Below are 24534 nucleotides of genomic sequence, written 5' to 3'. Positions count from 1 at the left end.
AACTTAGAATTTAATAGATGCCCCAATATTGTAGGTTTTGTTCAACGGATACTTATAGGTATCCACCATATGGGTTGATGATCCTCCTTCTGATCCCGGATGCTCAGGGTCAGAATACTTCATCCCTGTCCAGGTCAATAAATTATATGCACTCACATATAACCTAAAGTTTTTAACCTTTATGGATTCCAGCCAATTGCTAGGGAAGGTATATCCCAGCTCTAGGGTCTTCAACCTTAAGTATGAAGCATCTTGGATTGCTCTGGTACCTTCAGCCATTGCTGAACCCGTGGAAGGATAATAACCAGATATCCACTCGGTATTAGGATTGAACAAATCAGCATTCGGATCAACAGGTCTCCATCTATCCAAAAACTGGGTCAATGCGCCTCCTTGGAATTGAAGGGGAGCTGCCAACACTTCAATATAACGCGTGTAAACTTTATTTGCGCCTTGGAAATTCATCGCTAGATCTACTCCACGCCATGATGCCCCGATATTGAAACCGTAGTTAATCAAAGGCATATTGAAGGTTGCGATTGGGTGATCATCATTTCCATTGATAAAACCATCTCCATTCCAATCTTTATAGTAATAGTCGCCAGGTAAGGTTCCACTACCAACTTGAGTTGGATGACCATAAATTTGATCATAAGAGGTAAATTGCCCATCATATTCCTTACCCCACCAGATATCCTTGTACCGATCGGCATAACGATTTCTCCAATGGTCATAAGAGTTTCCTGCCGGTGATTCTATTCTGTTTTGAAATTGACTCTTGGTCGTTGAAACCTGAGCATTGATGAAGTAATTAAGATCATTGATATGATTTCGGTGGCTAACAGAGATTTCATAACCAAAAGTGCGATCACTTTCCAAGTTTTCCTGAGGAAGGTTTGCACCAACTGTTCCTGGAATAAGATCCAATCGGGTTGCTAATAGTCCATCGCGATAGCGGTTAAAATAATCGAAGGTCATCCCGAAAAGGCCGTTCCATAGATCCACATCAAGGCCGATATCTGCCGTTTTAGAGGTATACCATGTCAGGTTAGGGTTTGGAATCGCGGTTGGCAATGCTCCACTTACTAAGTCTTCTCCAAAAATCCAGCCCAGGTTATTTGGATCCAGAGCAAACCCAACAAAGGTTGAAGGGTAATTTCCCGCAGAACGGTCATCTCCCAACACCCCATAAGAACCACGGATTTTTAAGTTATCTACAAAACTCAAGTTATCCTTGATGAAGTTCTCTTCAGAAATTCGCCATCCAACTGATGCTCCTGGGAAGAATCCCCAACGTTCATTTTTAGGGAATTTAGACGACCCATCATAACGGAAACTGAATTCTGCTAAGTATTTGCCCTTGAAATCATAGTTGAACTTACCCACAAATCCTCTTGCTGTTCTTTCTCCGATTCCTTCCATATCAGCCAACTGATTTTTAGCTTCCCCAGCAAATAGATATTCAGAGTTTACTTTTATTTCGCGTTGTGCATAAAAGCTATCCCATTTATTGTACTCCTCAACGAACAATAGTAATCCCGATACATTATGCCCTATGCCAAAGGATTTATTGTAGTTTAAGGAGAACTGCATCAGGTTATGCGAATCAGGATATGCTGCACGACGAACAGATGATGGCGCATTTTTCTCATGTGCATTATATTTTTCTGGAGTAATGATTTCACCATTTGGCCCTAGAACTGCTGGTGTATAACTATAAAGTGGATATGATTTTTTGAAATCAGTATTGTCAGAGTATTTAAAATCATAGTTATAAGTTCCCTTGGCAGTTAAACCATCCACATAAGGGATTTTATATTCCAGGGATAGTATTCCATTGAATTGTTTTCTCAAGAACTTCCGATATCCCGTTTGTGCTGCATCCGTAACTGAGACAGGATGTTCATTATCAATCATATCAAAGTTTGGATATAATGGATTGTTGTTCAAGTAGATTGGAATATCAGGTCTTTGTCTCCAGGCTTGCTTATAAACTGCCCAGATATCAGTTCTTGGTTGATTGGTTTCATCCGCATAGCCACCGAGATCCAAGGATGCCTTTAAACGATCTGTGATTTTCACATCGACATTCGATCTCAAATTATAACGGTTATAGTTTAAGCTTTTGCTTTTATAAGATCCCATTTGATCCATATAGCCCAGATTGAAAAAGTAATTTACCTTGTCAGAACCGCCATTGACGGTCAGGTTATGTTGTTGCTGAGGTGATGTTTTATCAAATGCGGCATCCAGGTAATTGGACGATTGCTTCGTACCATCTTCATATTCTAGAATACTCGCCTCATCCCAAGTTGCCGGAAGACGATTAGGGTAGTTATTATTGAAATTTCTCCATAGCTCCTCATTTCTCAATCTTCTAAAATCTGCTGCACCAACGGTATTTGGAACATACAGAAATTGTTGAAATCCCCTGTTGTAAGAATATCCGATCTCAAAGCCTTGATCCGAACTGGAACCTCTACGCGTTGTCACCAAGAGAACCCCATTTGCTGAACGAACCCCGTAGACTGCTGCCGAGGCATCCTTTAAAACCGAAACACTCTCGATTTCATTGGCATCCATTCTGGAAAAATAATCCTTATCACGAGGGATACCATCCACCACGATCAAGGGTTCGCCCATACCACGGATATCGATATTCGATTCGAAAGCTCCAGGCTGACCAGTCTGTTGGGTAATTCGTACTCCTGGTAATTTACCAGTCAGCATATTGACCACGTTTTCGTTTTTGGTAATAGTAATTTCTTTATTGGTTACAGATGATACTGCTCCGGTAAGGGTAGATTTTTTCTGAGTACCATATCCTACGACTACGACATCTTCTAAGGTTGTATTATCGTTGGGTAATTCGACTTGGATAGTTGGATTATTTTCGAGGATGACCTCTTGGCCTAAGTAGCCAACATAGGAAATCTGTAAGCGATCTCCTGGAGACGCTGCAATGGAGAAAAGACCTTGCGAGTCAGAAGTCGTACTGATTCCTGTTTTTGTGTTCTTAATGGTTGCCCCAGCTAGTGGTTTAGCATCCGCAGATTTAACCGTCCCGCTGATGTTTCTTTGTTGTCCAAATACGGTCCCCAAAGAAAGCGAGAGCACTGGTATTATTGCCAAACGCCAGGATAATTGTTTGAATCGCCTGCCCCAGAATAATGAGCAGGAATTAATGATTTTTAATCCCATAATTTAATTTGTTGAAATTGGTTGATTCGTCTGATATCAGCATCAGACAGTTAAAATAGGTGTGATACTCCCTCTGGTTTCTAAAACCAAAAGTTCCTTGTTAGGATTATGTATCAGGCAGGATAAAGGTTTCTTGCTTTCGTGTCATCGTTTATAAATTGATTATGAAGCAAGATTAATTTGGGGACTATAATAAAGTATTAACAAAACATTAATACGCGTAAATGAAAAAATAATGCACTGAATATCAGCGCATTATTTTTATTAATATTTTCATTCTATACAATCTCCCTGTAATTTTTACTATAGGATTCATCGTATAAATGTTGGTAAACTTGGGAAAAGTTTTCAAAACATTGATGGGCAAGACTATGATATCCGAGTTGTACCAATGCCCTACATTTATAGACCATTGCCTCCTCATGGACAGAATCGAAATGAAATATTCGATTTGCGACTTCAATTATTATTTCAGCATCTTTTTCAAGATCTAATTTTTTTAACAAACCGGATAGAAGACCGGTCGCATGTATGGAGACCTCGTCCTTAATGCCATCCAACCATTCATAATCTGTATCAAACATAAATCCGCCTTTTTCCAGGATACGAAGCAATGAATCAATTTCATTTTTATCCAATTCCTCAGATTGATTGAAAAGCGACATAAATTGAGAAAAGTCAATATCAATGGTATCTATATTTTCAAGACTCCAATAGCCACTTTTCTTGGAGATCTTCACCTCTCCCAATTGCTCCAATAAACCATTTATCTTCGCAATATTTACAGATCTGTTGTTTGTAGCACTTGATGTGGATTTATCCGACCAAAACAATTCCATTAACTTTTCAGAACTCACACCACGTCCTCTATGAATGGTGTAGACCACAAACATGGTCAATAGCTCCTTTAATAAGGGTGAGAATTGCTTGGTAATTTCTTCTCCTTTTTGATCAAAAATCTGGATATCTCCTCTAAACAAATTGATAGAGGCTCCTTGTATTCGATTGCTGGTCTTTTGGAAGCTTTCTTTTTGAAGAACTACCGGATCTGGATGTACTCCAACCTCCTGTTTCGGACTTACAGGCTGCATATTGTGACTTACATTCTTTCTTTTTCGCTTTAACAGCCATAATAAAACACTTCCGCCGGTAAGAAAAGTGAAAACAGATATCCAAATCCACCTACTTGTTGTAGGATTTTGTTTTCCTTCTGTGATTTGATAAGGCAGTGCTGGTGCCAACAGACTATAAATTCGTACGCGGCTTTGACTTAAGGCACTATCATAGAACAGAGTAACCGCTACAAATCGGTTGGATGCTTTGGAATAATAAAAGTCAGCAAAGGATTTAATATCATGAAAGTCAAATGGAATGGTACTCCCTAATTCCTGGAAATTAGTCCCATCCTTTGAAATTGAAACCAATTGAAGGAAAGATTTAAATTTATTCCGTGGAAACATAAGGCCAAAAATGTTCTTTGAATCTTCATCAATGTACAATGAATTTGCCCATACAGCCTCAGGAATAGGGAAGTTAATCTCATATAAGGTTTTAAAGCTGTTGGAATTAATATCCATCTTAACCAAATCATTGGAGACTTTTGGATTCAGCATTTGATCACCTGTGGAACTCCCATAACCACCTAACAGATAAATCCCATCCTTATCTACTCCCATTCCACCTAAATAATGAGGAAATAAAGTGTCTCCTGAAAAAGCTAAGCTATCCCATGATTCAGTAGGGATATGGTATTTATGAATGGAGTTTTTATACCTGAAATGTCCATAGCCGGCAACCATATAGATACTGCTATCCTTTGGAGAAAAGAACTTATTAAAAGAAAGGTAATGGGTTCCATGTGCTGGGTGTTGAAAACCCTTGGACCAGGTCCTTGAAAGGGTATCAAATGAAGAAACTATTTTTTGGTCAATGGAAATATTTAAAACCTTGCCTGTTAGAGGATCAAATATAGATTGGCTACCATTCACCATATAAAGTGGTGGTTTAAGGTATTCCCATGAGGTACTGACGGTTGCCCCGAGATTGGTGCGAACCAAGGAGTCCTCCGAAACAATATATACACTCTCATTTTTATGATCAAAAGCTACACTTGCCTGCCCTGAAACGTAAAATTCGTTTTCCAATGTCCACTCTTCCCGTTGTCTTTTAATCCAAGATGGATTATTACTGTTCGCCATCAATGAGCCTTGATCATCATTCGCCTTATTCCCTGTAGTTTCATCCAATTTCCAATGATTACAAACTTTCCCCTTACAATTGATCATAACATCTTTAATCCGCATGGGTGGGAGATCTGAACTTTGGAAGGATTTATAATCATTGAATCCAAAAAACAGTTTATAGGATTTATAATCTGCCAGATTTAATAGATGCCTATAGGTGGAATTTGCACTTTTTAATATAATTGTTCCTGCCTCCTGATCGAGCAAGACCTTCAGGTTATTCCATTTATAAAACAAGTTGGATTTAGGAATGTCGAAATTAATATCCGTGAATTTATCTCCTACAATCAATTTAAAATGCTTGCCATTATCTTGCCTTCGATCATAAATCAGATCTATATTTAAATTATCATCCAAGATTAATCGAAATATATAACCAAAATAATCTTGCTGATAAGGTTTAAACTGAAGATCAAAGGATAATTCTGTTTTCTTGGCTAGTATTAAAGGTTTATCGATTCCAATTGATAGACTTGTTCGTTTATCCATCTCTTTTTCATGGCTTGAAAACTCCAATCCATATTGCCCATAAGCCTGTTGGCAAAGGAAAATGCAAAGAATAGTGTAACAAGCAATAACAAGATTTATAAACGATCGTCTCACATTAAAAATTGGCTAGCTATTTAATAAAAAGATTTAGCAAAATGTAATTTACTTCATATTCGTGGAATAGCAAAAGAGTTTTTAAGCAAATTTTAAACAAAGGCTTTTTTTATACCTCATTAGTAAATTATTTTAATCCACTAAGCAGAATTAACTTTGATTCTTTTGAAGCATTAACCTTATTTTTCTGTATTTTCCCAAACTTATATTACAAAACACAACATTTTATTTTATTGTATTTCAACGCGTTACAATAAAAACAAATAAAGTCTACTAATCTAGTAGTCTTTATTGTAAAATACTTCTTATTTTGATTTATAAATTAAACAGAACACAATGAAAAGAATCAATACCAGTATCCTTTACAACTATTGCAATTTCTTCAGCTATAGCTATGATACTGAACGAATGTGTTACGAAACTATCTTCCCCAAATAGGATAAAGCGGGAATTGCAATATATTCCCGCATATCCAAATTAATTCAAGCTCCGAGAAAGGAGCATTACCATCAACCAAATACTATCCCATGATTTTAAAGAAAACAATTCGCTTTCTAGGGCTTTGTATTGCCTTATTTTTCATCATTGACCAGTTAAAAGCTCAGGAAAATCCGCAGGCCATTATCAATGCAAGCCTTAAAGGTACTGTCCTGGACTCCATCACTAAGGAGCCTATTGCCGATGTAACATTACAATTGGAAGGTGTTACCCATCAGGTTAAAACTGACAAGAATGGTGAATTTCATTTTATTACCGGACAAAAACTGCCTTTTCAACTTATTATTTCGCGGATAGGTTATGAAAAACGAATCCTTACTATCAAGGATTCTCCAGCGACTATTCTTTTAAAACCATCTTTGGAAAGATTGGACCAGATAGTAGTAAGCTCGAGACGTAGAAAGGAAGAAATCCAGGAAGTCCCGATCCCTATCACGACAATAAATGCAGCTACCATAGATGATGCCGGCGCCTTCAATGTTAATCGAATCAAGGAACTGGCTCCCACAGTTCAATTATACGCGTCCAATGCGCGAAATACCACCCTAAACATTCGCGGCTTAGGTTCCACCTATGGTTTAACCAATGATGGGATTGATCCAGGTGTCGGATTTTATTTAGATGGAGTATATCTCGCAAGGCCTGCTGCAACCTGGTTAGATTTTATTGACATCGAACAAGTGGAAGTATTAAGAGGTCCACAAGGCACTCTTTTTGGAATGAATACCACTTCTGGCGCTTTTAATGTCACCTCCAAGCCTGCTGAATTTAAACCTTCAGCTAATTTTGAACTGAGCTATGGAAACTATGGGTTTATTCAAGGTAAAGCATCCTTAACAGGTCCAATATCCAATAAAATTGCTGCACGAGTATCCTTTTCAGGGACCCAAAGGAATGGTACTCTATTTAATACCAATACGAATAGAGCCATAAATAACATGAGCAATCTGGGGCTGAGAGGACAAATCCTGTATCGAGCAAATGACAAGGTTAATATTAGTTTGGCTGCTGATAAAAGCATTCAAAAACCCGATGGATATGGCTGGGGAGTTGCTGGTGTGGTTGAAACAAAACGGGCCGAGTACAGGCAATTCCATAATATTATTAATGATTTAGGCTATACCCAACCCTATCAGGAAGCATTCGAGCGTAAGGTTGATTTAAATACGCAGTCCAAGGCTGATAACGAATTGGGAGGGGCATCCTTGAACGCCGAGATTAAACTTGGCTCCGGACAATTGACCTCAACGACAGCATGGCGTTATTGGAAATGGGTACCATTAAATGATAGAGATTATATTGGCTTACCTGTTTTTACAATTTCTGCGGGAAACTCAAAGCATGATCAATACTCTCAGGAATTTAGATATACAGGAAAAATTCGAGAAAACGTGGAATTTGTCGCAGGCCTATTTGGTTTGTATCAAGATTTAAGAACGGATCCGGTGCATACCGAAGAGGCAGGATCATCCCTATGGCGATTTGCTCAAAACACAACAAGTAATTTATGGAAGACGGAAGGCTTGTTTGATAATTTTGGAATTAAAACCAAATATGGCATCAAAACGACAAGCTTAGCAGCATATACCCAAGTAGATTGGGCGATAACGAATCAAATCCATGTTCTTCCCGGTCTAAGGTATAACTATGATAAAAAGCAGGCCAATTACAACCGCCAGACCTATGGAGGACTGGCAACAAATGACCCTGACTTATTATCGCTGAAAAACTCGGTTTATACCAATCAATCTTTTGAAACTGAAGCCGAGGCTGGCAATTTCTCGGGACAACTTTCGCTTCAATACAAATTAAACTCTAATTTCAATGCTTTTGCTACCTATAGCATAAGCTATAAGCCGGTCGGTATTAATGTAGGTGGACTACCAACTGCCAAAGGTGAGGTCCTTCTGGATCTGGCTCGGGTGAAACCTGAGTCAGTAAATCATAAGGAAATAGGTCTTAAAACCAGCCCAAGTAGAAATTCCATCTTAAATCTTACCCTCTTTCAAACCGACATTAAGGATTATCAAACCTTGGTGCAAACTCCTGAACCCGGTGTAAATCGTGGCTATTTAGCGAATGCAGAACAAGTAAGAGTAAGGGGAATTGAGTTTGATGGAACTGTAAGAATTAAGAGGTTTTTAAGGCTGAATGCTGCAGCTGCCTATACCGATGGCAAATACATCAAATTCGCAAATGCACCCGTTCCTCTGGAAGAAGTTGGTGGCCCGGAAGCATTCAAGGATATTTCTGGCGGTCGATTACCTGGAATTTCAAAATGGTCCTCATCCATAGCAGCTGAATTTACCCAAAATGGAAAACTACTTGGCCTTGAAGGACAATTCATATTGGGTGCAGATCTATTTTATAGATCAGAATTTTCATCAAGTCCATCACCTTCAAAATATTTAAACATTGATGGTTATTCCGTCTTAAATGGTCGAATAGGCTTTAAAGCAGACAATGGAATCAGTATTTTGGTATGGACCCGAAACTTAACAAATAAGAATTACTACGAACAACTTTTGGCAGCACCAGGAAGCTATGGTCAATATGCTGGCGTTATTGCAGACCCAAGAACATATGGAGTAACCTTAAGATATAACCTCAATCAATTTTAAAATGGATTAGGACTTAGCCGATGTATTATCAGCTGGGTCCTTTTTTATTGTCCTTTAAACTTCAGAATATAATCCCCATCAAATGGGTCTCCCTGCATTAAGCTCTCTCCAATAATGAGTTTATAGTCTCCTTTTTTATCCAATTTATATTGAATATCCTTTCCAAAAGGTCCATCAGCATTTGTATCAGGCATAATTATTTGATTGAACCGAATATTTCCGACCTTTTCACTGATTAATTCAGCATTTATCTGTTTAAAATCCTTGCTATTAAAGGAAATCGTATCCGACTCTTTGGAGATTTTATGAAGATTAATGGAATCCCATTCTGCCTTCAGATCAATAACCTTCTGCTGGATACTTTGAACGGAATCTATTTTTACAGCAGAGGAAGCTGTATCGATGCTATCATGTACAGGATTGCTGTTTTTTGTACTAGTATTGCAGCTGAGTAGGATTGAAATAATGGGAATTAAGAATAATGCTTTCATATGAAATTTTAATTAATGAAAATTAACATCATAATATTAAACACATAAATTATTCCAAGGTTCTAAAAAATAAGATTGTCTCCTAAAATCTGGAGACAATCTCGCTTATCAATTACTACTATACTAACTAACCATTTATTACATCCACCTTTTCAAAAGTTTAAACAACTTCTCCTTTCCTTCATAGGGCGGATAAATCATTTTTGAAAGGGCGAATGGGGTTTGTTTCATAAATGCTCTTTCGTGTGAAAAAGCTTTAAAGCCATAAAACCCATGGCAATGACCGAGGCCACTATAATTTACTCCTCCAAATGGTAGATTAGGATTGGAAACCTGGATCAAAACATCATTGATGCAGACACTCCCCGAGCTACAACTTTTGGATAATAAAGCTATTGAATCTTGATTCTTGGAAAAGATGTACATGGACAATGGCTTTGGTTTGGAATTAATATAATCAATGACTTCCTTTATGCTTCCGTATGGAATAATTGGCAATACTGGTCCGAAGATTTCTTCCTCCATGATTCGGCAATCCTTGGAAACATCCGTTAACAACATCGGTGATAATGATTCCTCATCAATTTCCTTGCTTACATAATTCACCTTGGATCCTTGTTTCACCGCATCTTCCAGCAGGCCTTCAATCCTACTTTTATGTTTTTGATTGATTATCTTGGCATATCGATTTGGATCAATGGCATCCCCCACATAAAACATCCGCTTACAGGCATCTTCAAAAGCAACTATAAAGTCATTGATTTTGCCCTGCGGAATAAATAAGTAATCTGGAGCAATACAAGTCTGGCCTGCATTTATCAATTTTCCCCAAGCTATTTTATTAGCTGCATCCAGAAGATTACAACTTTCATCAATAATTACTGGTGATTTTCCTCCTAATTCAAGGGTAATACTGGATAGATGCTCTGATGCAGCCTTCATTACTATCTTTCCAACCTCAGGACTTCCTGTAAAGAATATTTTATGAAATGGCAAGGCCAATAGACCTGTCGCCAACTCCCTTTCTCCAATCAAACATGCTACTTCTTCTCTTGGGAAGGCCTCCTCAATAATTTTCTGAAGAACTTCCGAAGTTTTAGGGCTATACTCCGATGGTTTTAAGATCACCGAACATCCAGCCGCAATGGCTGAAACTAAGGGACTCATACTTAGTTGAAAGGGATAATTCCAGGGTGATATGATCAAGGAAGTTCCTAATGCCTCGTATTGTATCCAATTTTTGGAAAAGAAACTTGTTAATGTAAAAGGCTTCTTATGCTTTTTCATCCAATTGGGCAGATGTTTGATTGCATAATCAATTTCACTATAAATAAAATACACTTCAGTCAAAGCAGACTCATATGGATTCTTCCGCAAATCATTCTGCAGCGCATCAAAAATTTGCGTTTCATATTTTGAAATAACCTCTTTGAGCCGCTTTAATTTTAGGACACGGTCCTTCAAAGAACTCATACGAAGTGCTAGTTGATGCTCCATTTGAACATCAAACAATTGCTGTATAGAAGTATCCATGATCCTTTTTGTTAAATGGATATTATTAATAGTCTAATTTTATAATTGCTTAATCCAGTCTTTAATAAGTTCAACGCCTTCCCTATGGACAATTGATCTAGCAAGCTCTGGCATGGCCGTTCCAGGTTCAGCGCTATTCATCCGATAATAAAGAATAGATTGTTCTGGTACGCCCGGTACAAGGTCATAATTTAAACCGCCTGCTCCCGCTCCAGCCGATACGGGGCCTTTATGATAACCCAATCGAACCGTATCGGATTCATTGTACTCAAGAAACAATCCTGTATTAAAGGCATCTCCGCCGCGACGATGACAATGACTACAGTTGATATCCAAATAAGCCCGAGCACGTTGATTGATGTTAAAGTTTGCTTTGTCCAACCAATTAGGTAATACCTCCACTTGTTTTAAATCTGGTAAATTCTCCAAATGTCCGTTATTTGCCAACCAAGTAAGTTGATTTTCCGAATGACCTGCTCGAGTGTAATTCATATTGCGGGCTTTTGGCCCAATAGGAATCAATTTAGAATCCTTGATATGACATCTTTTACAATCATTGGTATTGGGAACCATATAATTGGTTTTGTGCATTTGTCCGTGGTCATCCTTTAAACTTATCGGAAGAACTACCCCTCGAATAAATTTAACCGCATCTTTTTGCTCATCATCCCATAAATAATTCATCACTTTCCAGTTATGATCCAAGGGGTCTTTTACAAGAAGCCTAGTTTCAATATGAACCTTCTCATCCTTCTCATTTCTGTAAGCGAAGTTTTTGATAATAATGGTAGAATCAGGAAAATCCAATTCTTCATTATTCACAAACTTCATTTTTTGTCCTTCTGGCAGCACAATGAATCTATCCTTGATTGCATAATCTGAAAATAGGGCACTACTTAAATCATAGGAAATCAATTTAGGACTCGGATTCAATTCCGACAGTTTTCCAGTGAAGAAGCCATAATCAGACAGCTTCTCCTTAAACTGAAAACTCTTATCAACTTGTTGTTGTTTCTTGCTTTGATTTTGACAGCTTTGAATCAAGAAAATCAGAAGCAAGAAACAACAAGATATCTTTAACAGGTTACTCATTATTACTTACATTCAAAAGGTTGAACATTTGTATTGGGTTTCCATTTTGCTTGGTCTTTTACATTGCCGAAATCTGCATTTACAAACATATTCTCGCCAGGTTGATCGATACAAACCTTATCAGGATTTGCTTCGGTACCTTGGGTCATGATATTGCTCGTTACTCCATCGTAAAGGATTGCAGGAATTCTCTTGCCCTTTCTTTCGGGGTCAAGGCCATTTAATTGTTGCTCAGTCGCAATGATCAACTGCCCAACCCTATGTTCAAATGCTGGTTTCGGAAATTCCTTCCCCATTGTGATGGTATTCCCATGGATTTTAATGTTTGTAGGAATTGGAGAGTACTTATCATTAATTTTTTCAGCAGCTTTTTCATCCACTGTAAATCCGGAGGCAATAGTAACAGCAGAACTATTATTGTTGGTTATCTTATTGTTGTAGATCTCAACATCAGATGTGGCTAAAATAATGACTCCACTCCCTGGTGACGCATTCCCTACTCCCCAAGAGGTTCCAAAACTTCCTGCCTTGGCAAAATTCCTGAAGTTATTATCACGGATAATATTATTATAGGCCTTAATTTTTCCACCACGTTGCGATAGGTCTGGTAGATCAAAGACCAAGAAGCCAGCTGTATTGTCATAAAACTCATTATCATACACTTCTGCATCCGTAGAGTTTTCAATTTCACATCCAGCAACATTCTTTGCAGCCTTACTGTTTCTAACAATAGCCCCATTGGTCTGCCCAACATAAATTCCAGCATCTGAAGCGCCTTCGGCATAGCAATTTTCAATCAAGACATTGCTACAAAGGACAGGATAAATGCCATAACCTCCGCTGGTAGAATCTGCAGTGCTCCAAATCGCATGTAACTCCGCCACTACAATGTCCTTACCATTATTAATTTTTAACAGATCGCCTTTGGAATCTCTAATCTCCATGCCTTGAATCTTAAAGTTCTTCACATCGGTTACCCGTATCCCTTCACCACCTTGTTTCTGATCTTTAAAATCCAAAACGGTCTTGGTCGGACCTGCACCTCGAATCAAAATATGATTCACCTGAGCAATGCTCAAGTTTTGGAATTTATACTTCCCTTCTTTTAGAAAGATCTCGGTACTATCCTTTAAAGAAAGAAACGCTTCTTCAATTTTCTCTTCTTCCCCTGGACCAAAGGTCAATTGGGTTGCATAGCCACTTGAATTATCGGGAGTATTCTTACACCCAAACAATAGGCTAATACAAATAATTGCAGCAATTGAAATTCTTTTCATCATTATTTATTTTTTTGGTTAATCTTAAAAAATATTATAAGCATAGCTCACATAATACATTGCTCCTATTCTAGGATTGGCAATACCGGTAGAATAGTATTTATTGGTAATATTTGTTCCGCCAATCCTTATTCCTGAACGAGCTTTAAGGATCTTATAGCTTATTTGCGCATCAATAACAGCGGATGATGGCACCTCACCTTCACCTAAGCCCCCTGCAACTGCATAATGGTACCCTGGTTTATACCTCAAGGTAGTATTAAATGACCAAACTTGTTTTTTTCCAAATCCTGAATTTCCAAATTCCATGTTTACATGGTAGTTCGGTGTATTGAAATTATTGATTTGGCTATTGTTTTTGTTTTTTAAGAAATCTGAATAATAATTCACCTTAGTCATGAAGTTCTTGCCAAGATCTACACTTACCGAAGCCGCATAACCATAGGTATTTACTGTTTCGCCTCCGTTGAAGGCAATGTTATAGACCATATATTTACTTTGATCTTTAAATGCATTAGGATCATCGGTGCCTGGGCTGTTCGCAACATTAGCATAACCGATAAAGTTTTCCCAAGTTGAATAATAACCCAACACATCAAACATTACTCTTTTCGCAATTAATGCTGCATAACCTAGTTCAAATGAATTTACGGTTTGCGGTTTGATATCATCGTATTCAAATTTTTTCAAATCCGATGGATCATTGCTCTGTTGATACTCCTGAACACTCGCTAAAGTGTATGGCGGATATTCATTGAAATGATAATGTTCGTTTAACAAAAGATTTGAACCTCCTGAAGAGAAACTATTATAGCCATTCATCGTATTCTGCAAGGCTTGAATATTGGAAGGGAAGCTATATGCATTCTGATAGGAGAACCTTAAGTAGTTCTGATTTGCTGTACGAAATACGGCCGATGCTCTCGATGTTAACTTAGGCTTTCCAAATAGGGTGTTTTTATCCAAGCGGAAAGAGGTATTTAGATTCAACCTTTCTTCCAGCAAGCGTTTTCCTAATGAAAGATAGCCACTGTATTCATTTACATTGATTGGTTTATCTTTATCTGGGAATAAGGTGTTTTTAGAGTCCAGGTTATAAATTCTCCAGTTAACACCCGCTATTACATCCATGAATGTAATCAGTTTTCTGAAGTTGTATTGAAACTCTGTATTATATAGCTTGGAACGATCTAAGAATAGGGTTCCGCCTTCGGAAATAGGAGTTTGAGAAATTTTCTTTTTCAACTCATTAAACTCTGGCGTACCTTCCAGCAATCGGCCTTGATCTGCAAATTGTCGTGCTGCAATATGCGCTTCTTGTTGTGAAGATCCTGTTGCTAATGCCGTAATAAAGGCTTCGGTATATTCCGGATACCAACCTCCAACATTACCATCGTAACTTACTTTCCAAGCTTCATTTATTAACTGTGCAGTAGGTCCAGCAATAAGTGTATTTCCTGAATTTTCTCTTGTAGTATAAGTTCTTAAGAACCAATCATCACTCTTTAATTCCAAACGATATTGACCTACTTTAAAGTCGTTAATTTGATACCTGGTATCATTCGTATAAACAATATTTCCTGTTCCGAACGTTCCGGATGCAATAGCCTCCAAATTCGGGTTAATCCGATATCTCAACTCAGCATTTACCTTAAAAACATTGGCATTATTATCCAAATAACGGTGTTCTGGATATCCAGTTCTGGCAACATAATTCGGGTTTGCCAGCATAGGTTCAATTAAGGGGGCCAACTCTGGATTTCCCATCATTGCCGCATACATAAATGGATTAATGTCCGTCGATGTTGCACCCCCGTACATATTGATTCCATTATAATTTGGATCTACATCCGGACCACCGGGACCATTTTTGTTTTCCATATTATTTGCAACCCAATCATTGGCTTTCGAATACTGTGCATTAATTTTATAGGCCAATTTATCATTTACGGAGTTTGCATAACGGATTACCCAATCATACACCGGCGATGGAGAGATTGGATCATTATTGTTTTTATTATTAATATGGTTAATACCTTGGGTAACCAAGACGCTCAATCCTTTGTATTTGAAAGGATCTTTTCCAGTCATCACCATGGTACCATTCAAGCCCCTGGAACCATATAGTGCGGAAGATGCTCCTGAAAGAAGCTCTATATTATCAACATCCAATTGAGTAAGGCCGATCACGGAACCCAAAGGAAAGTTTAATCCAGGAGCTTGGTTATCCATTCCATCCACGATCTGAGTAAAGTTCGTATTACCACTCGTATTAAAACCTCTTGTTGTCACTGAGGTAAACCCAATACTTGACACTGTTACATCGACACCTCTCAGACCTTGGACCATATCCATATAGTTGATTTGTGGTGAATTCTGTACGTCTTTGGTACTGATTTGCTCAATAGTTACGGGAGAGGATAATTTCGTCTGAACGGACCTGCTGGCAGAGATAACAATCTCTTGCGCCAGTGTAGAGGTAGGATTCAGCTCTATCTGAATGGCTTTTTGATTATTTTCTACGACTATTTCTTGCTGTTCATAGCCAATAGAAGAGATGATTAAGGTAGATGGAAATCCTTTATTCAATCGTAATTGAAAATTTCCTTTATCATCGGTAAATGTCCCGGCACGGTCGTCCTTTACACGAATGGAAATCGCCGCCGCGGGCTCTTGGGTAATTTTGTTTTTCACATTTCCTTGTATCACCTGTTGGGACAGCGCGGTAAAAGGCGTAAGAAAGCAAATCACCAAAATCAAATAGGCAATGTTTCTCATGGTTATTTGGTTAGTTTATAATCAGTTACAATTACAAACAAGCAGCATTTTACTCAATTGCCTCGGGGATCTGCTAGGTCTACTTTATTCCTTCAAATATTAAAGTCACGAGTGTTTTAATGTCTTTAAGGCTCTGAGTATAGTCTATATTGGTTTCTCTTTTGAGAATAGCTTGTTGCTCAACATTATGTTTCAATGCATCCGTGAAATTAATCAGAACTGAAGCCACCTCTTTGGGATCTTTCATTCTAATTTTCTTCTCTTGAATAGCTTTCTCTAATAAAGCAGTCAAGAATTCTTTCTCACGATGCATCAATGCATCATATAATTCAAAAAATCTCGGAAGAAGTTTATGCAAGGTTTCTACAGAAACCCGATTCATATTTAAAACCTGTGTGTAATAATTAAATCTGGATTCCAAATAAAACGCAACACATTCTTCGATTTCACTTTTCTCAGATGTAGCCTCTTGTAGGGTCTGAATATATTTCTCTCCCTCCCGTAAGGCAACCTCTATAAAAATGTCTTCCTTCTTTTTATAATAATAGTATAACGATGTTTTATTAAGGCCAACTGCCTTAGCAATATCTTCTAAAGTGGTTTTATCCAAACCATATCGTTCAAAACAATCCATCGCGGCTTGCTCGATCCGACTCTTTACCTGTTCTCTTTTGTTCATCGCTTGATTAAAGTTAGATAATAGTTTTTCATTTTTCAAACATTTTGTTAAAATATTTGAAAAACATTGATTACGGCTGCTTCCTTTAAACGAAATTCAGTTTAAAGTTTTCAAAAATGCTCAAAAATACCCTGATTATCAAGGACTAGCCTTGAGAAATAGAAATAATTATTATGAAAATAAGTTCTAGGATGGAAATTATTTCTGCTTAGAAATATATCGACCGACTGTCATTCCTGAAAAAATACATCCTCCTAAAAATGTACCTTCAAGGGAATTATAGCCATGCATTCCGCCGCCACCAAATCCTGCAGCCTCCCCGATTGCAAATAAATTAGGAATTAACTTGCCATCTTGATTAAAAGCCTGTCCATTCAGATTCGTTTCAATTCCGCCCAGCGTTTTCCGCGTAAGGATATTCAACCGAACTGCAATCAATGGATAATGCCCTTGATCCAGGATTTTATGTGGCTTTGCCGTACGTGCTATCTTGTCACCAAAATACCTCCTAGTATTTTGAATATAGCTGATCTGGAAGTCCTTTGTAAACTTATTGTCTAACTCTCGATCTCGACTTTCCAAAATTTCCTGAATATTGTCAAAATCCAATAAATGTTCATTGCTCAACTCATTCATCCCCTGAACAAGGTCTTCCAAGGAGTTTGCAACAACAAAGTCCTTCCCATGCTCTTTGAACGCTTCCACTGGCCCTGTTGCTTTTTTTCCAAAAAGTCTTTTCACAATGAGTTTATAGTCTTTGTTTGTAAGGTCTGGATTCTGCTCCGACCCTGAAAGTGCAAATTCCTTTTTGATGATACTTTGATTCAATATAAACCAGGAATACGACTTACCGGTACTTTGTATATATTTTAAAGTCCCAAGTGTATCAAACCCAGGATACAAAGGCGCTGGCAATCTTTTTCCAAAGGCATCCAACCAAATAGACGAAGGTCCAGGAAGTATCCGAATCCCATGATTCGGCCAGATTGGGTTCCAATTTTCAAGCCCTTCAGTATAATGCCACATCCGATCTTTATTGATCAACCTCACATTTGCAGCCTCAGCAGCCTGAAGCATTTTCCCATCGACGTAAGCCGGTACACCACAAACCATCCTTTCAGGTGGATTCCCTAAACGCGTTGGCCACTGTTTCCGAACCATTTCAATATTGGCTCCAATCCCACCACTAGCTATAATCACCCGTTCTACTGAAATTTCAAAGTTATCTATAATGTCCCTATTACTTTCTACACCGCGATCAGCATGATCCTCTTTCAGGATATTCCCATAAACCCGAATCAAATTCTCCGATTCTATGTGAATTTTATGCACTTGATGCCTAAATTTAAACTCAAGCAAACCTTCTTTTTCCATTTGAAGAGCGTGCTCAACAAAGGGCTTGATAACTCCTGGTCCGGTACCCCAGGTGATATGAAAACGAGGAACCGAATTTCCATGACCAGTTGCAAGCCCATTTCCTCGCTCTGCCCATCCTACAATCGGAAAGAAACTCAAACCTAATTCTTTGACATATTTGTACTTCTCCTCATGTGCAAATTTCAAATAAGCATCAGCCCATTGTTTCGGCCAATAATCTTCTTCTCTATCAAATGAGGCACTCCCAAACCAATCTTGTTTTGCCAATTCAAAGGAATCTTTAACCGATAATCGCCTTTGTTCCGGTGAATTTATAAAGAAAAGACCCCCAAACGACCAAAAGGCCTGTCCGCCTAGGTTGTTCCGGTTTTCCTGATCCAACATAATGACTTTTTTTCCAGTCTTGCTGATTTCATAGGCAGCTACTAAACCCGAAAGACCAGCTCCAATGATTAGTGTAGTGGATTGGCTCATAATTGATTTTTTTAAGAAAGATATGAAAAATAAAAGTCAACCTGATTAATCCTATTTGGATAAATTATTATAATTCAATAAGAACATCAAATACTCTACAGCCGAAACAATTGATTTGTTGGATCAGAAGGTTTTATTTATTTTAGTAGTGATAAACATAGTTTATTACCTCTAACCGCAATAAAACCCATGAAACTTAAACTATCCTTATTCCTATTCCTTATTTTATCGACTTTAGGCTCAAGTGCTTTGGGTCAAAAGAAAGCTAAACATGTTATTGTACTTGGCTTTGATGGCCTTGGCGCTTATGCAATAGAAAAGGCAGATATGCCAAATCTGAAGCATATCATGAAAGATGGATCATATAGTCTTCATGTAAGGACTGTTTTACCATCTTCGAGTGCCGTAAATTGGGCTTCCATGCTGATGGGCACAGGACCAACGATGCATGGTTATACCGATTGGGGAAGCCAAACTCCGGAAATACCTTCCGCAATCACAACTTCAAATGACCGTTTCCCGTCCATTTTTACAGCAATAAAAAAGCAGAAACCAAAAGCTAAAATTGGCTCTGTTTACAGTTGGGGCGGAATCAGCTATCTTTTGGAGAAACCCATACTGAACTACGATTTCGGAATGGAAGGGAATGAGTTAGAAACTCAAAATAAGGCGATTGAACTCATAAAAAATGAAAAACCGGAGTTTTTGTTTGTTCATTTTGATCAACCTGATGGAGCCGGACATAATGCTGGCCATGATAGCCCCGGCTATTATGAAGAACTCAAAAACGTGGATAAAAGAATTGGCGAGATCCAAAACGCTATAAAAGAGGCTGGAATTGAAAATGAGACCCTCTTGATAATTGTCTCCGATCATGGTGGAATCGAAAAAGGTCATGGAGGTAAGTCATTAATGGAAATAGAGGTTCCTTGGATATTAAAAGGCCCCGGAATCGCAAAAGGAAAGGCCATAACTGAACCCCTAATTGTTTATGATTTAGCGCCTACAGTAGCCTTAGCACTTGGAATTAAACCTGAGGAAGTTTGGCGTGGAAAAGCCGCAAAATCATTCTTTAACAAATAAACAAAAGGCCCAGCTATTACTAGCACTGAGCCTTTCCACGAGCATTAGTAAAACTAAATTTTGTATTATAAATTATATTTATAGACGGCAACCCAGTCTAAAATAAGGTTCCAAGAAGCACCGGTGCTTTCAGCTTTTGTTTCAGTTTGTAAATGCCATCGCATAGGTGCTGAAGGAATCAACTTATCGGTATTTAATACATCTTCACCATTTTCCATCTACAGTATGTAAATTGTAGATTAATTTATTCTATTATTAAACAATAGTCATGCCATTTGAAAGAATAACTCGAATTATAACAAATTTTCTTCTATAACGAATTTTTTACAAAACATCTGTAGCTGACACTCTACAATGATTAAATGCGAGTTAATTTTTCTTTTTCATAAGAATTTCACGAAGTACATTAGCAATTGATAGTATACCATATTATCTAAACCAGTTATTTGGATTTTTAAGATTCTGAAGTTTTTAAAAGTTGTGCGAAATGATTTTATCGCTTATATCAGCATTCCTGATTTTTATTAGTTTGTTAATCTTTAAATTAATACCAGGACAGAAAAAGAAATCTCAAAACTTAGGTATTTGTGCTGCTCTTTTTCTAACAATTATATTCTTATCCAAAATTCCTTTCTTATATCAAATTGATCAAGAAGCCCAATTTTACACGCTTAACATACCTATCGGTTTTCTTTATGGACCAGCACTTCTAGTTCTGCGAAATAGCATTGAAGGGAAATCTAAAATAAATCCATGGCTTCATTTGATCCCCTTCCTATTCTTTTTTACGTTGTATCTGCTGTTCGCAAGCAACTTATCATTCCGATTTAACTCCATTTTCAATTATATTCCTTTATTAAATTCAGTATTAGTTCTCTTCCATTTTTTGATATATTTTACCTTAATCAATCCACGATATTTTTTATCTAAACAGTGGAAAAAAGCACAGCTATTACCCCGTCTAATTGTGGTTTCGCTAGTCTTCAGCATATTTACACTAATCATCCTTGCTTTCTTCTATTTTACCAATAACATGGAATATATTTGGTCTGCCAGACTAATCATGATCAGTCTTTTTTTAATAGCTTTATCTAGTCTTTCCGTAAGTAATAACAACGAACAAAACACGGAAAACAAAATAGGAGAAACGAATAAGTTCATTGGCATATACCATCTCAACCAATTTACCAGCTTAAAGCCAACTTCTGAATTAGCAAATTCAAAACTATATCAATCCTATAACAGAAAGGTCATTGAATTCATCAATTCATTAGGCTATCTGGACTGTGATTTAACTAAAGAAAAGTTTAGCACTGATTTATCTATTCCTATTCGCCATGTGAGTCATTTTTTGAAACAAGTATATGGAGAAAGTTATACCAGCTTTATCAATCTATTAAGATTGAATTATGCTGAAAGTAAACTGAAGGAAGAAACAATGGATCATACCATTGAGGATTTAGCTTCAATCTGCGGTTTCAGCTCAAGAGCATCTTTTTACAGGAATTTCAATGCAGTATATGGATGTTCTCCACATAAGTTCAGGAATGACCATCATCCCAATCAATAATATAAATTTTCCCTCCTATACAACTTTATCTCATGCAAAGTCCACTCCTTGTCCACCCTTAATAAACCCTTTCGAGACACTTAACAAAACGGAAAAATTTTATTCTGACAGTAAATTTGGTTTTCCAACAATAAGTCTTAAAAACTAAAAACAGAACTTTAGGAGGGTTGACTATCAGCATTTTACGTCATTTTAATTTTCAAAAACAAACAAGTACATAAGGATGCTAATATGTCATGAATTGTGTAATTGAAGAAATTAAGACAAGAAATTCCATCCAGTTTTTTGAGCTTTGTTAAGGGCGATAATTAAAAAAACTAGGCTATTTCTTGTTGCCAAATTTGAGAATGCACCAAACCAATTGATTTCGTTTTAATTAAAAAAACATCAGATTATGAACTATGATTATTTACTGTATTACCTCAACTATGTAGGTACCATTTTAGATGGCTATCCGCCAATTGCTCGATTCACATTCGTGATGGTCATGCTATTGTTATTGTTTTCCATCCTCGCTCTTGGAAGAATGTTAATAATAGGATATAAATTAAATGTGGCAGAGAAAAAGAAAAAGAAAACCATCGATCATTTTTATGATAAACTTTTTTTCATCATCAAAAACTCAACTATCTATGAAAAAGAAGAAATCCTAAGGTTATTGGAAGTCAACCTCAGAAAATTTAAAAATTGGAAGTCAGACTTTGTAACAGATGTCTTGCTAGATGTGAAAATTACCCTTTACAAAACTGGAGAATTCAACGAAATCAATTACAAGAATTGCCTCGAAGCATTAAGATTAATGGGATTTTGGGAAAAGAGAATCAGATACTCGAGTTATGATAAAAAAAAGGAGGCCCTTCTGGTCATTGGCGAATTTGATAACGGGGTAAATACAGGAATCCTGTCAAAATCAATGTTCCATAAAAATAAAGAAATTAGAAAAGTTGCTAGAGATTTATACACCAAACTGGATCGTTATAATCCTTTCCGATTTATGGAGGAGAACTTTGATGAAGAATTTACTCAACTAGATAAGCTTCGCCTTCACTCTACCTTGATAAAAAGGTCCAATGAAGGAAGACTTCCAAACCTTTTACGTTGGGTACACAGCTCTAAGAACTCCAAATATATCGTCTTCATTCTGAAGGAAATTGGCTTTTTCAAACAATTTGAAGCTTCGAAAAACTTGTTAACTCTCCTTGACAAATATGAAAACCGGGATATCCGGGTACAAATTGTTGAAACCTTTGGCGCCCTTTCCTGCCTGGAAGCAGTTCCTAAACTGGTTGATCGCTATCACTTGGAGACCTCTGTCGTACGAGATGCCATTATCAAGACCATGGCATTTTTGCCTTGTCAAGAATCATTAGATTTTTTATTGGATAATTACAAATCTACAGATGGTTTGTCCATCAAATTAATGATTGCAAGATCAATCATTCAACATGGACCCGAAGGTGAGCAGGCATTAGAAAAACTAAAGATTGACAACCAACATTCAAAAAAAGAAATAGAAAACATTGTTTTGGCCCAGGTCAGCAATGAAAAGAACTTTTCAATAGTATAATCTCAATCAAATGACCTATTTTTTTAATTATATAATCTACTTCTACGCTACTTTACTGGCAGTTTTTTATTTGTCATTAATGGTAATGAGCTATTTCCAAACTATTCGATACCGTTTTAAATACACGAACCGAGAAGAAAAATATTTTAAGAATTTCCCTGATCAAGCACCAGGAATTTCAATTGTAGCTCCAGCATTTAACGAGGAGGTCATCGTCTCTGAAAGTGTGAAGTCTTTTTTAAATCTTGACTATCCAAAATTCGAAGTGGTAATTGTCAATGATGGGAGTTCCGATAAAACACTCGATATTTTGAAAAAAGAATTTGAATTAGTCGAGGTCCCTTATTACTACGTATATAAGGTGTATTGCAAACAGGTTAAAACCATATATCGATCATCAAATCGAAAGTTTAGCAAACTCATCGTCGTTGATAAAATCAATGGTGGAACAAAAGCTGATGCCATGAATGCAGGAGTAAACATCGCGAAATACGATTATTTCATAAATACTGATGTCGATTGTATCCTCGCTGAAGACACGCTGAGTAAAATAATTCTTCCTGTCTTGGATTCCGATATTCCGGTAATAGCTGTCGGGGCAACAATGCGTATGGCCAATGGCAGTAGGGTGGAAAATGGAAAAATAATAACATCAAAACCGCCAAAGCAATTGATACCACTTTTCCAGGAAACCGAATACCTAAGGTCTTATCTAGTTGCAAAAATGGGTTGGTCCATGATCAATGCCATCCCAAATGTCTCCGGTGGCTTTGGTTTGTTTGACAAACAAGTCGTTATTTCCGCAGGTGGATTTGATTCGGCTTCTCATGCTGAAGATATGGATATGACTGTAAGAATGGTAGCATATATGCGCGAAAACAAAAGGAAATATAAAATAGCGCAGTGCCCATACAGTTTATGTTGGACGGAAGGACCTTCAAATCTTAACCTTCTAAACAGACAAAGAACAAGATGGGGCCGTGGAATGCTCCAGTTTATCATTGATCATAGAAAATTCTTCCTCAATAAAGACTATGGAAGAATGGGCCTCATAGTGATGCCTTATATTGTCTTTTTTGAGTTCTTAGCCCCCATCTTGGAATTTATTGGCTTTTCATTCCTAATAATCCTATTGCTGACTAACCAGGTTAATTTTGACACCTTCTGGATCATGGTACTCTACACCTACCTCATAGGCCTAGCTGTATCCATTGTTACTGTTTCTAATGATTTGGTACTCAGTAAACTCTATAAGAACTTTTGGGGTTATCTAAGGCTGATATTCTTTGCAGCAATGGAGGCTTTCATATATCACCCCTTCGTCGTATTATTCACCTTAAAAGGCTACCTGATGTACCTGATAAAGAAGGACTTCAAATGGAAGCAGATGACAAGATATGGATTTTCTCCAACTAAAAACACAAATACCGCAGCCTAATATGTTAAA

General features: G+C 37.3%; 15 protein-coding genes. 5 read left to right on the top strand and 10 right to left on the bottom strand.

What is annotated here, in order from left to right; translation table 11 throughout:
• Positions 1-3 precede the first annotated feature (3 nt).
• Both PZ892_RS00415 and PZ892_RS00410 read right to left on the bottom strand, forming a co-directional pair.
• Positions 4-3201, bottom strand: coding sequence for a TonB-dependent receptor (locus tag PZ892_RS00415; protein ID WP_277711909.1), 3198 nt, complete (start codon positions 3199-3201; stop codon positions 4-6).
• Positions 3202-3479: 278 nt separating this feature from the next.
• Entirely contained in the window at positions 3480-5933 is a 2454-nt protein-coding gene (locus PZ892_RS00410; RefSeq protein WP_277711907.1) for a hypothetical protein, read from the bottom strand.
• Between the two features lie 641 nt (positions 5934-6574).
• On the opposite strand from PZ892_RS00410, the gene PZ892_RS00405 reads away from it, so the two are divergent.
• Entirely contained in the window at positions 6575-9166 is a 2592-nt protein-coding gene (locus PZ892_RS00405; protein ID WP_277711906.1) for a TonB-dependent receptor, read from the top strand.
• A gap of 44 nt (positions 9167-9210) precedes the next feature.
• On the opposite strand, the gene PZ892_RS00400 is transcribed toward PZ892_RS00405, so the two are convergent.
• The 7 genes from PZ892_RS00400 to PZ892_RS00370 all read right to left on the bottom strand — a co-directional run bounded on the left by PZ892_RS00400 (position 9211) and on the right by PZ892_RS00370 (position 18867).
• The gene (locus tag PZ892_RS00400) at positions 9211-9657 is read right to left on the bottom strand and encodes a hypothetical protein (protein ID WP_277711905.1); all 447 of its coding nucleotides are present in this window, start codon (positions 9655-9657) and stop codon (positions 9211-9213) included.
• Positions 9658-9795: 138 nt separating this feature from the next.
• Positions 9796-11190: an aldehyde dehydrogenase family protein gene (locus tag PZ892_RS00395; RefSeq protein ID WP_277711904.1), complete on the bottom strand. Its 1395-nt coding sequence runs from the start codon at positions 11188-11190 to the stop codon at positions 9796-9798.
• A 39-nt stretch (positions 11191-11229) separates the two neighbouring features.
• Positions 11230-12282 carry an SO2930 family diheme c-type cytochrome gene (locus tag PZ892_RS00390; protein ID WP_277711903.1) on the bottom strand — a complete coding sequence of 351 codons (1053 nt, stop codon included), beginning with the start codon at positions 12280-12282 and terminating at the stop codon, positions 11230-11232.
• Between the two features lie 2 nt (positions 12283-12284).
• Entirely contained in the window at positions 12285-13562 is a 1278-nt protein-coding gene (locus tag PZ892_RS00385) for a parallel beta-helix domain-containing protein (protein ID WP_277711902.1), read from the bottom strand.
• A gap of 21 nt (positions 13563-13583) precedes the next feature.
• Positions 13584-16337 carry a carboxypeptidase-like regulatory domain-containing protein gene (locus tag PZ892_RS00380; protein WP_277711901.1) on the bottom strand — a complete coding sequence of 918 codons (2754 nt, stop codon included), beginning with the start codon at positions 16335-16337 and terminating at the stop codon, positions 13584-13586.
• Positions 16338-16416: 79 nt separating this feature from the next.
• Entirely contained in the window at positions 16417-17016 is a 600-nt protein-coding gene (locus PZ892_RS00375) for a TetR/AcrR family transcriptional regulator (RefSeq protein ID WP_094257507.1), read from the bottom strand.
• A gap of 198 nt (positions 17017-17214) precedes the next feature.
• Entirely contained in the window at positions 17215-18867 is a 1653-nt protein-coding gene (locus tag PZ892_RS00370) for an FAD-binding dehydrogenase (protein WP_277711900.1), read from the bottom strand.
• Positions 18868-19056: 189 nt separating this feature from the next.
• On the opposite strand from PZ892_RS00370, the gene PZ892_RS00365 reads away from it, so the two are divergent.
• Positions 19057-19950 (top strand): alkaline phosphatase, encoded by an 894-nt coding sequence (locus tag PZ892_RS00365; RefSeq protein WP_277711899.1) that lies wholly within the window; start codon positions 19057-19059, stop codon positions 19948-19950.
• A gap of 65 nt (positions 19951-20015) precedes the next feature.
• Here the strand turns inward: PZ892_RS00365 and PZ892_RS00360 are convergent, their stop codons facing one another.
• Entirely contained in the window at positions 20016-20168 is a 153-nt protein-coding gene (locus PZ892_RS00360; RefSeq protein ID WP_277711898.1) for a hypothetical protein, read from the bottom strand.
• An 815-nt stretch (positions 20169-20983) separates the two neighbouring features.
• On the opposite strand from PZ892_RS00360, the gene PZ892_RS00355 reads away from it, so the two are divergent.
• The 3 genes from PZ892_RS00355 to PZ892_RS00345 all read left to right on the top strand — a co-directional run bounded on the left by PZ892_RS00355 (position 20984) and on the right by PZ892_RS00345 (position 24525).
• Positions 20984-21520: a helix-turn-helix domain-containing protein gene (locus tag PZ892_RS00355; protein WP_277711897.1), complete on the top strand. Its 537-nt coding sequence runs from the start codon at positions 20984-20986 to the stop codon at positions 21518-21520.
• Between the two features lie 394 nt (positions 21521-21914).
• Complete coding sequence (locus PZ892_RS00350) at positions 21915-23087, top strand: HEAT repeat domain-containing protein (RefSeq protein ID WP_277711896.1); 1173 nt, start codon at positions 21915-21917, stop codon at positions 23085-23087.
• 10 nt (positions 23088-23097) lie between these two features.
• Entirely contained in the window at positions 23098-24525 is a 1428-nt protein-coding gene (locus PZ892_RS00345; RefSeq protein WP_277711895.1) for a glycosyltransferase, read from the top strand.
• Positions 24526-24534: the final 9 nt, after the last annotated feature.

The organism is Sphingobacterium sp. WM, from assembly GCF_029542465.1.
In the GTDB taxonomy this organism is placed as follows: Bacteria; Bacteroidota; Bacteroidia; order Sphingobacteriales; family Sphingobacteriaceae; genus Sphingobacterium; species Sphingobacterium cellulitidis.
Note: the sequence above shows the minus strand (reverse complement) of the source record. Positions and strands in the feature narration are given on the sequence as shown.

Excerpts from the sequence above, each read along its gene's own strand:
- PZ892_RS00415 (WP_277711909.1), bottom strand. The coding sequence starts at position 3,201 with ATGGGATTAAAAATCATTAATTCCTGCTCATTATTCTGGGGCAGGCGA.
- PZ892_RS00410 (WP_277711907.1), bottom strand. The coding sequence starts at position 5,933 with ATGGATAAACGAACAAGTCTATCAATTGGAATCGATAAACCTTTAATA.
- PZ892_RS00405 (WP_277711906.1), top strand. The coding sequence starts at position 6,575 with ATGATTTTAAAGAAAACAATTCGCTTTCTAGGGCTTTGTATTGCCTTA.
- PZ892_RS00400 (WP_277711905.1), bottom strand. The coding sequence starts at position 9,657 with ATGAAAGCATTATTCTTAATTCCCATTATTTCAATCCTACTCAGCTGC.
- PZ892_RS00395 (WP_277711904.1), bottom strand. The coding sequence starts at position 11,190 with ATGGATACTTCTATACAGCAATTGTTTGATGTTCAAATGGAGCATCAA.
- PZ892_RS00390 (WP_277711903.1), bottom strand. The coding sequence starts at position 12,282 with ATGAGTAACCTGTTAAAGATATCTTGTTGTTTCTTGCTTCTGATTTTC.
- PZ892_RS00385 (WP_277711902.1), bottom strand. The coding sequence starts at position 13,562 with ATGATGAAAAGAATTTCAATTGCTGCAATTATTTGTATTAGCCTATTG.
- PZ892_RS00380 (WP_277711901.1), bottom strand. The coding sequence starts at position 16,337 with ATGAGAAACATTGCCTATTTGATTTTGGTGATTTGCTTTCTTACGCCT.
- PZ892_RS00375 (WP_094257507.1), bottom strand. The coding sequence starts at position 17,016 with ATGAACAAAAGAGAACAGGTAAAGAGTCGGATCGAGCAAGCCGCGATG.
- PZ892_RS00370 (WP_277711900.1), bottom strand. The coding sequence starts at position 18,867 with ATGAGCCAATCCACTACACTAATCATTGGAGCTGGTCTTTCGGGTTTA.
- PZ892_RS00365 (WP_277711899.1), top strand. The coding sequence starts at position 19,057 with ATGAAACTTAAACTATCCTTATTCCTATTCCTTATTTTATCGACTTTA.
- PZ892_RS00360 (WP_277711898.1), bottom strand. The coding sequence starts at position 20,168 with ATGGAAAATGGTGAAGATGTATTAAATACCGATAAGTTGATTCCTTCA.
- PZ892_RS00355 (WP_277711897.1), top strand. The coding sequence starts at position 20,984 with ATGGAATATATTTGGTCTGCCAGACTAATCATGATCAGTCTTTTTTTA.
- PZ892_RS00350 (WP_277711896.1), top strand. The coding sequence starts at position 21,915 with ATGAACTATGATTATTTACTGTATTACCTCAACTATGTAGGTACCATT.
- PZ892_RS00345 (WP_277711895.1), top strand. The coding sequence starts at position 23,098 with ATGACCTATTTTTTTAATTATATAATCTACTTCTACGCTACTTTACTG.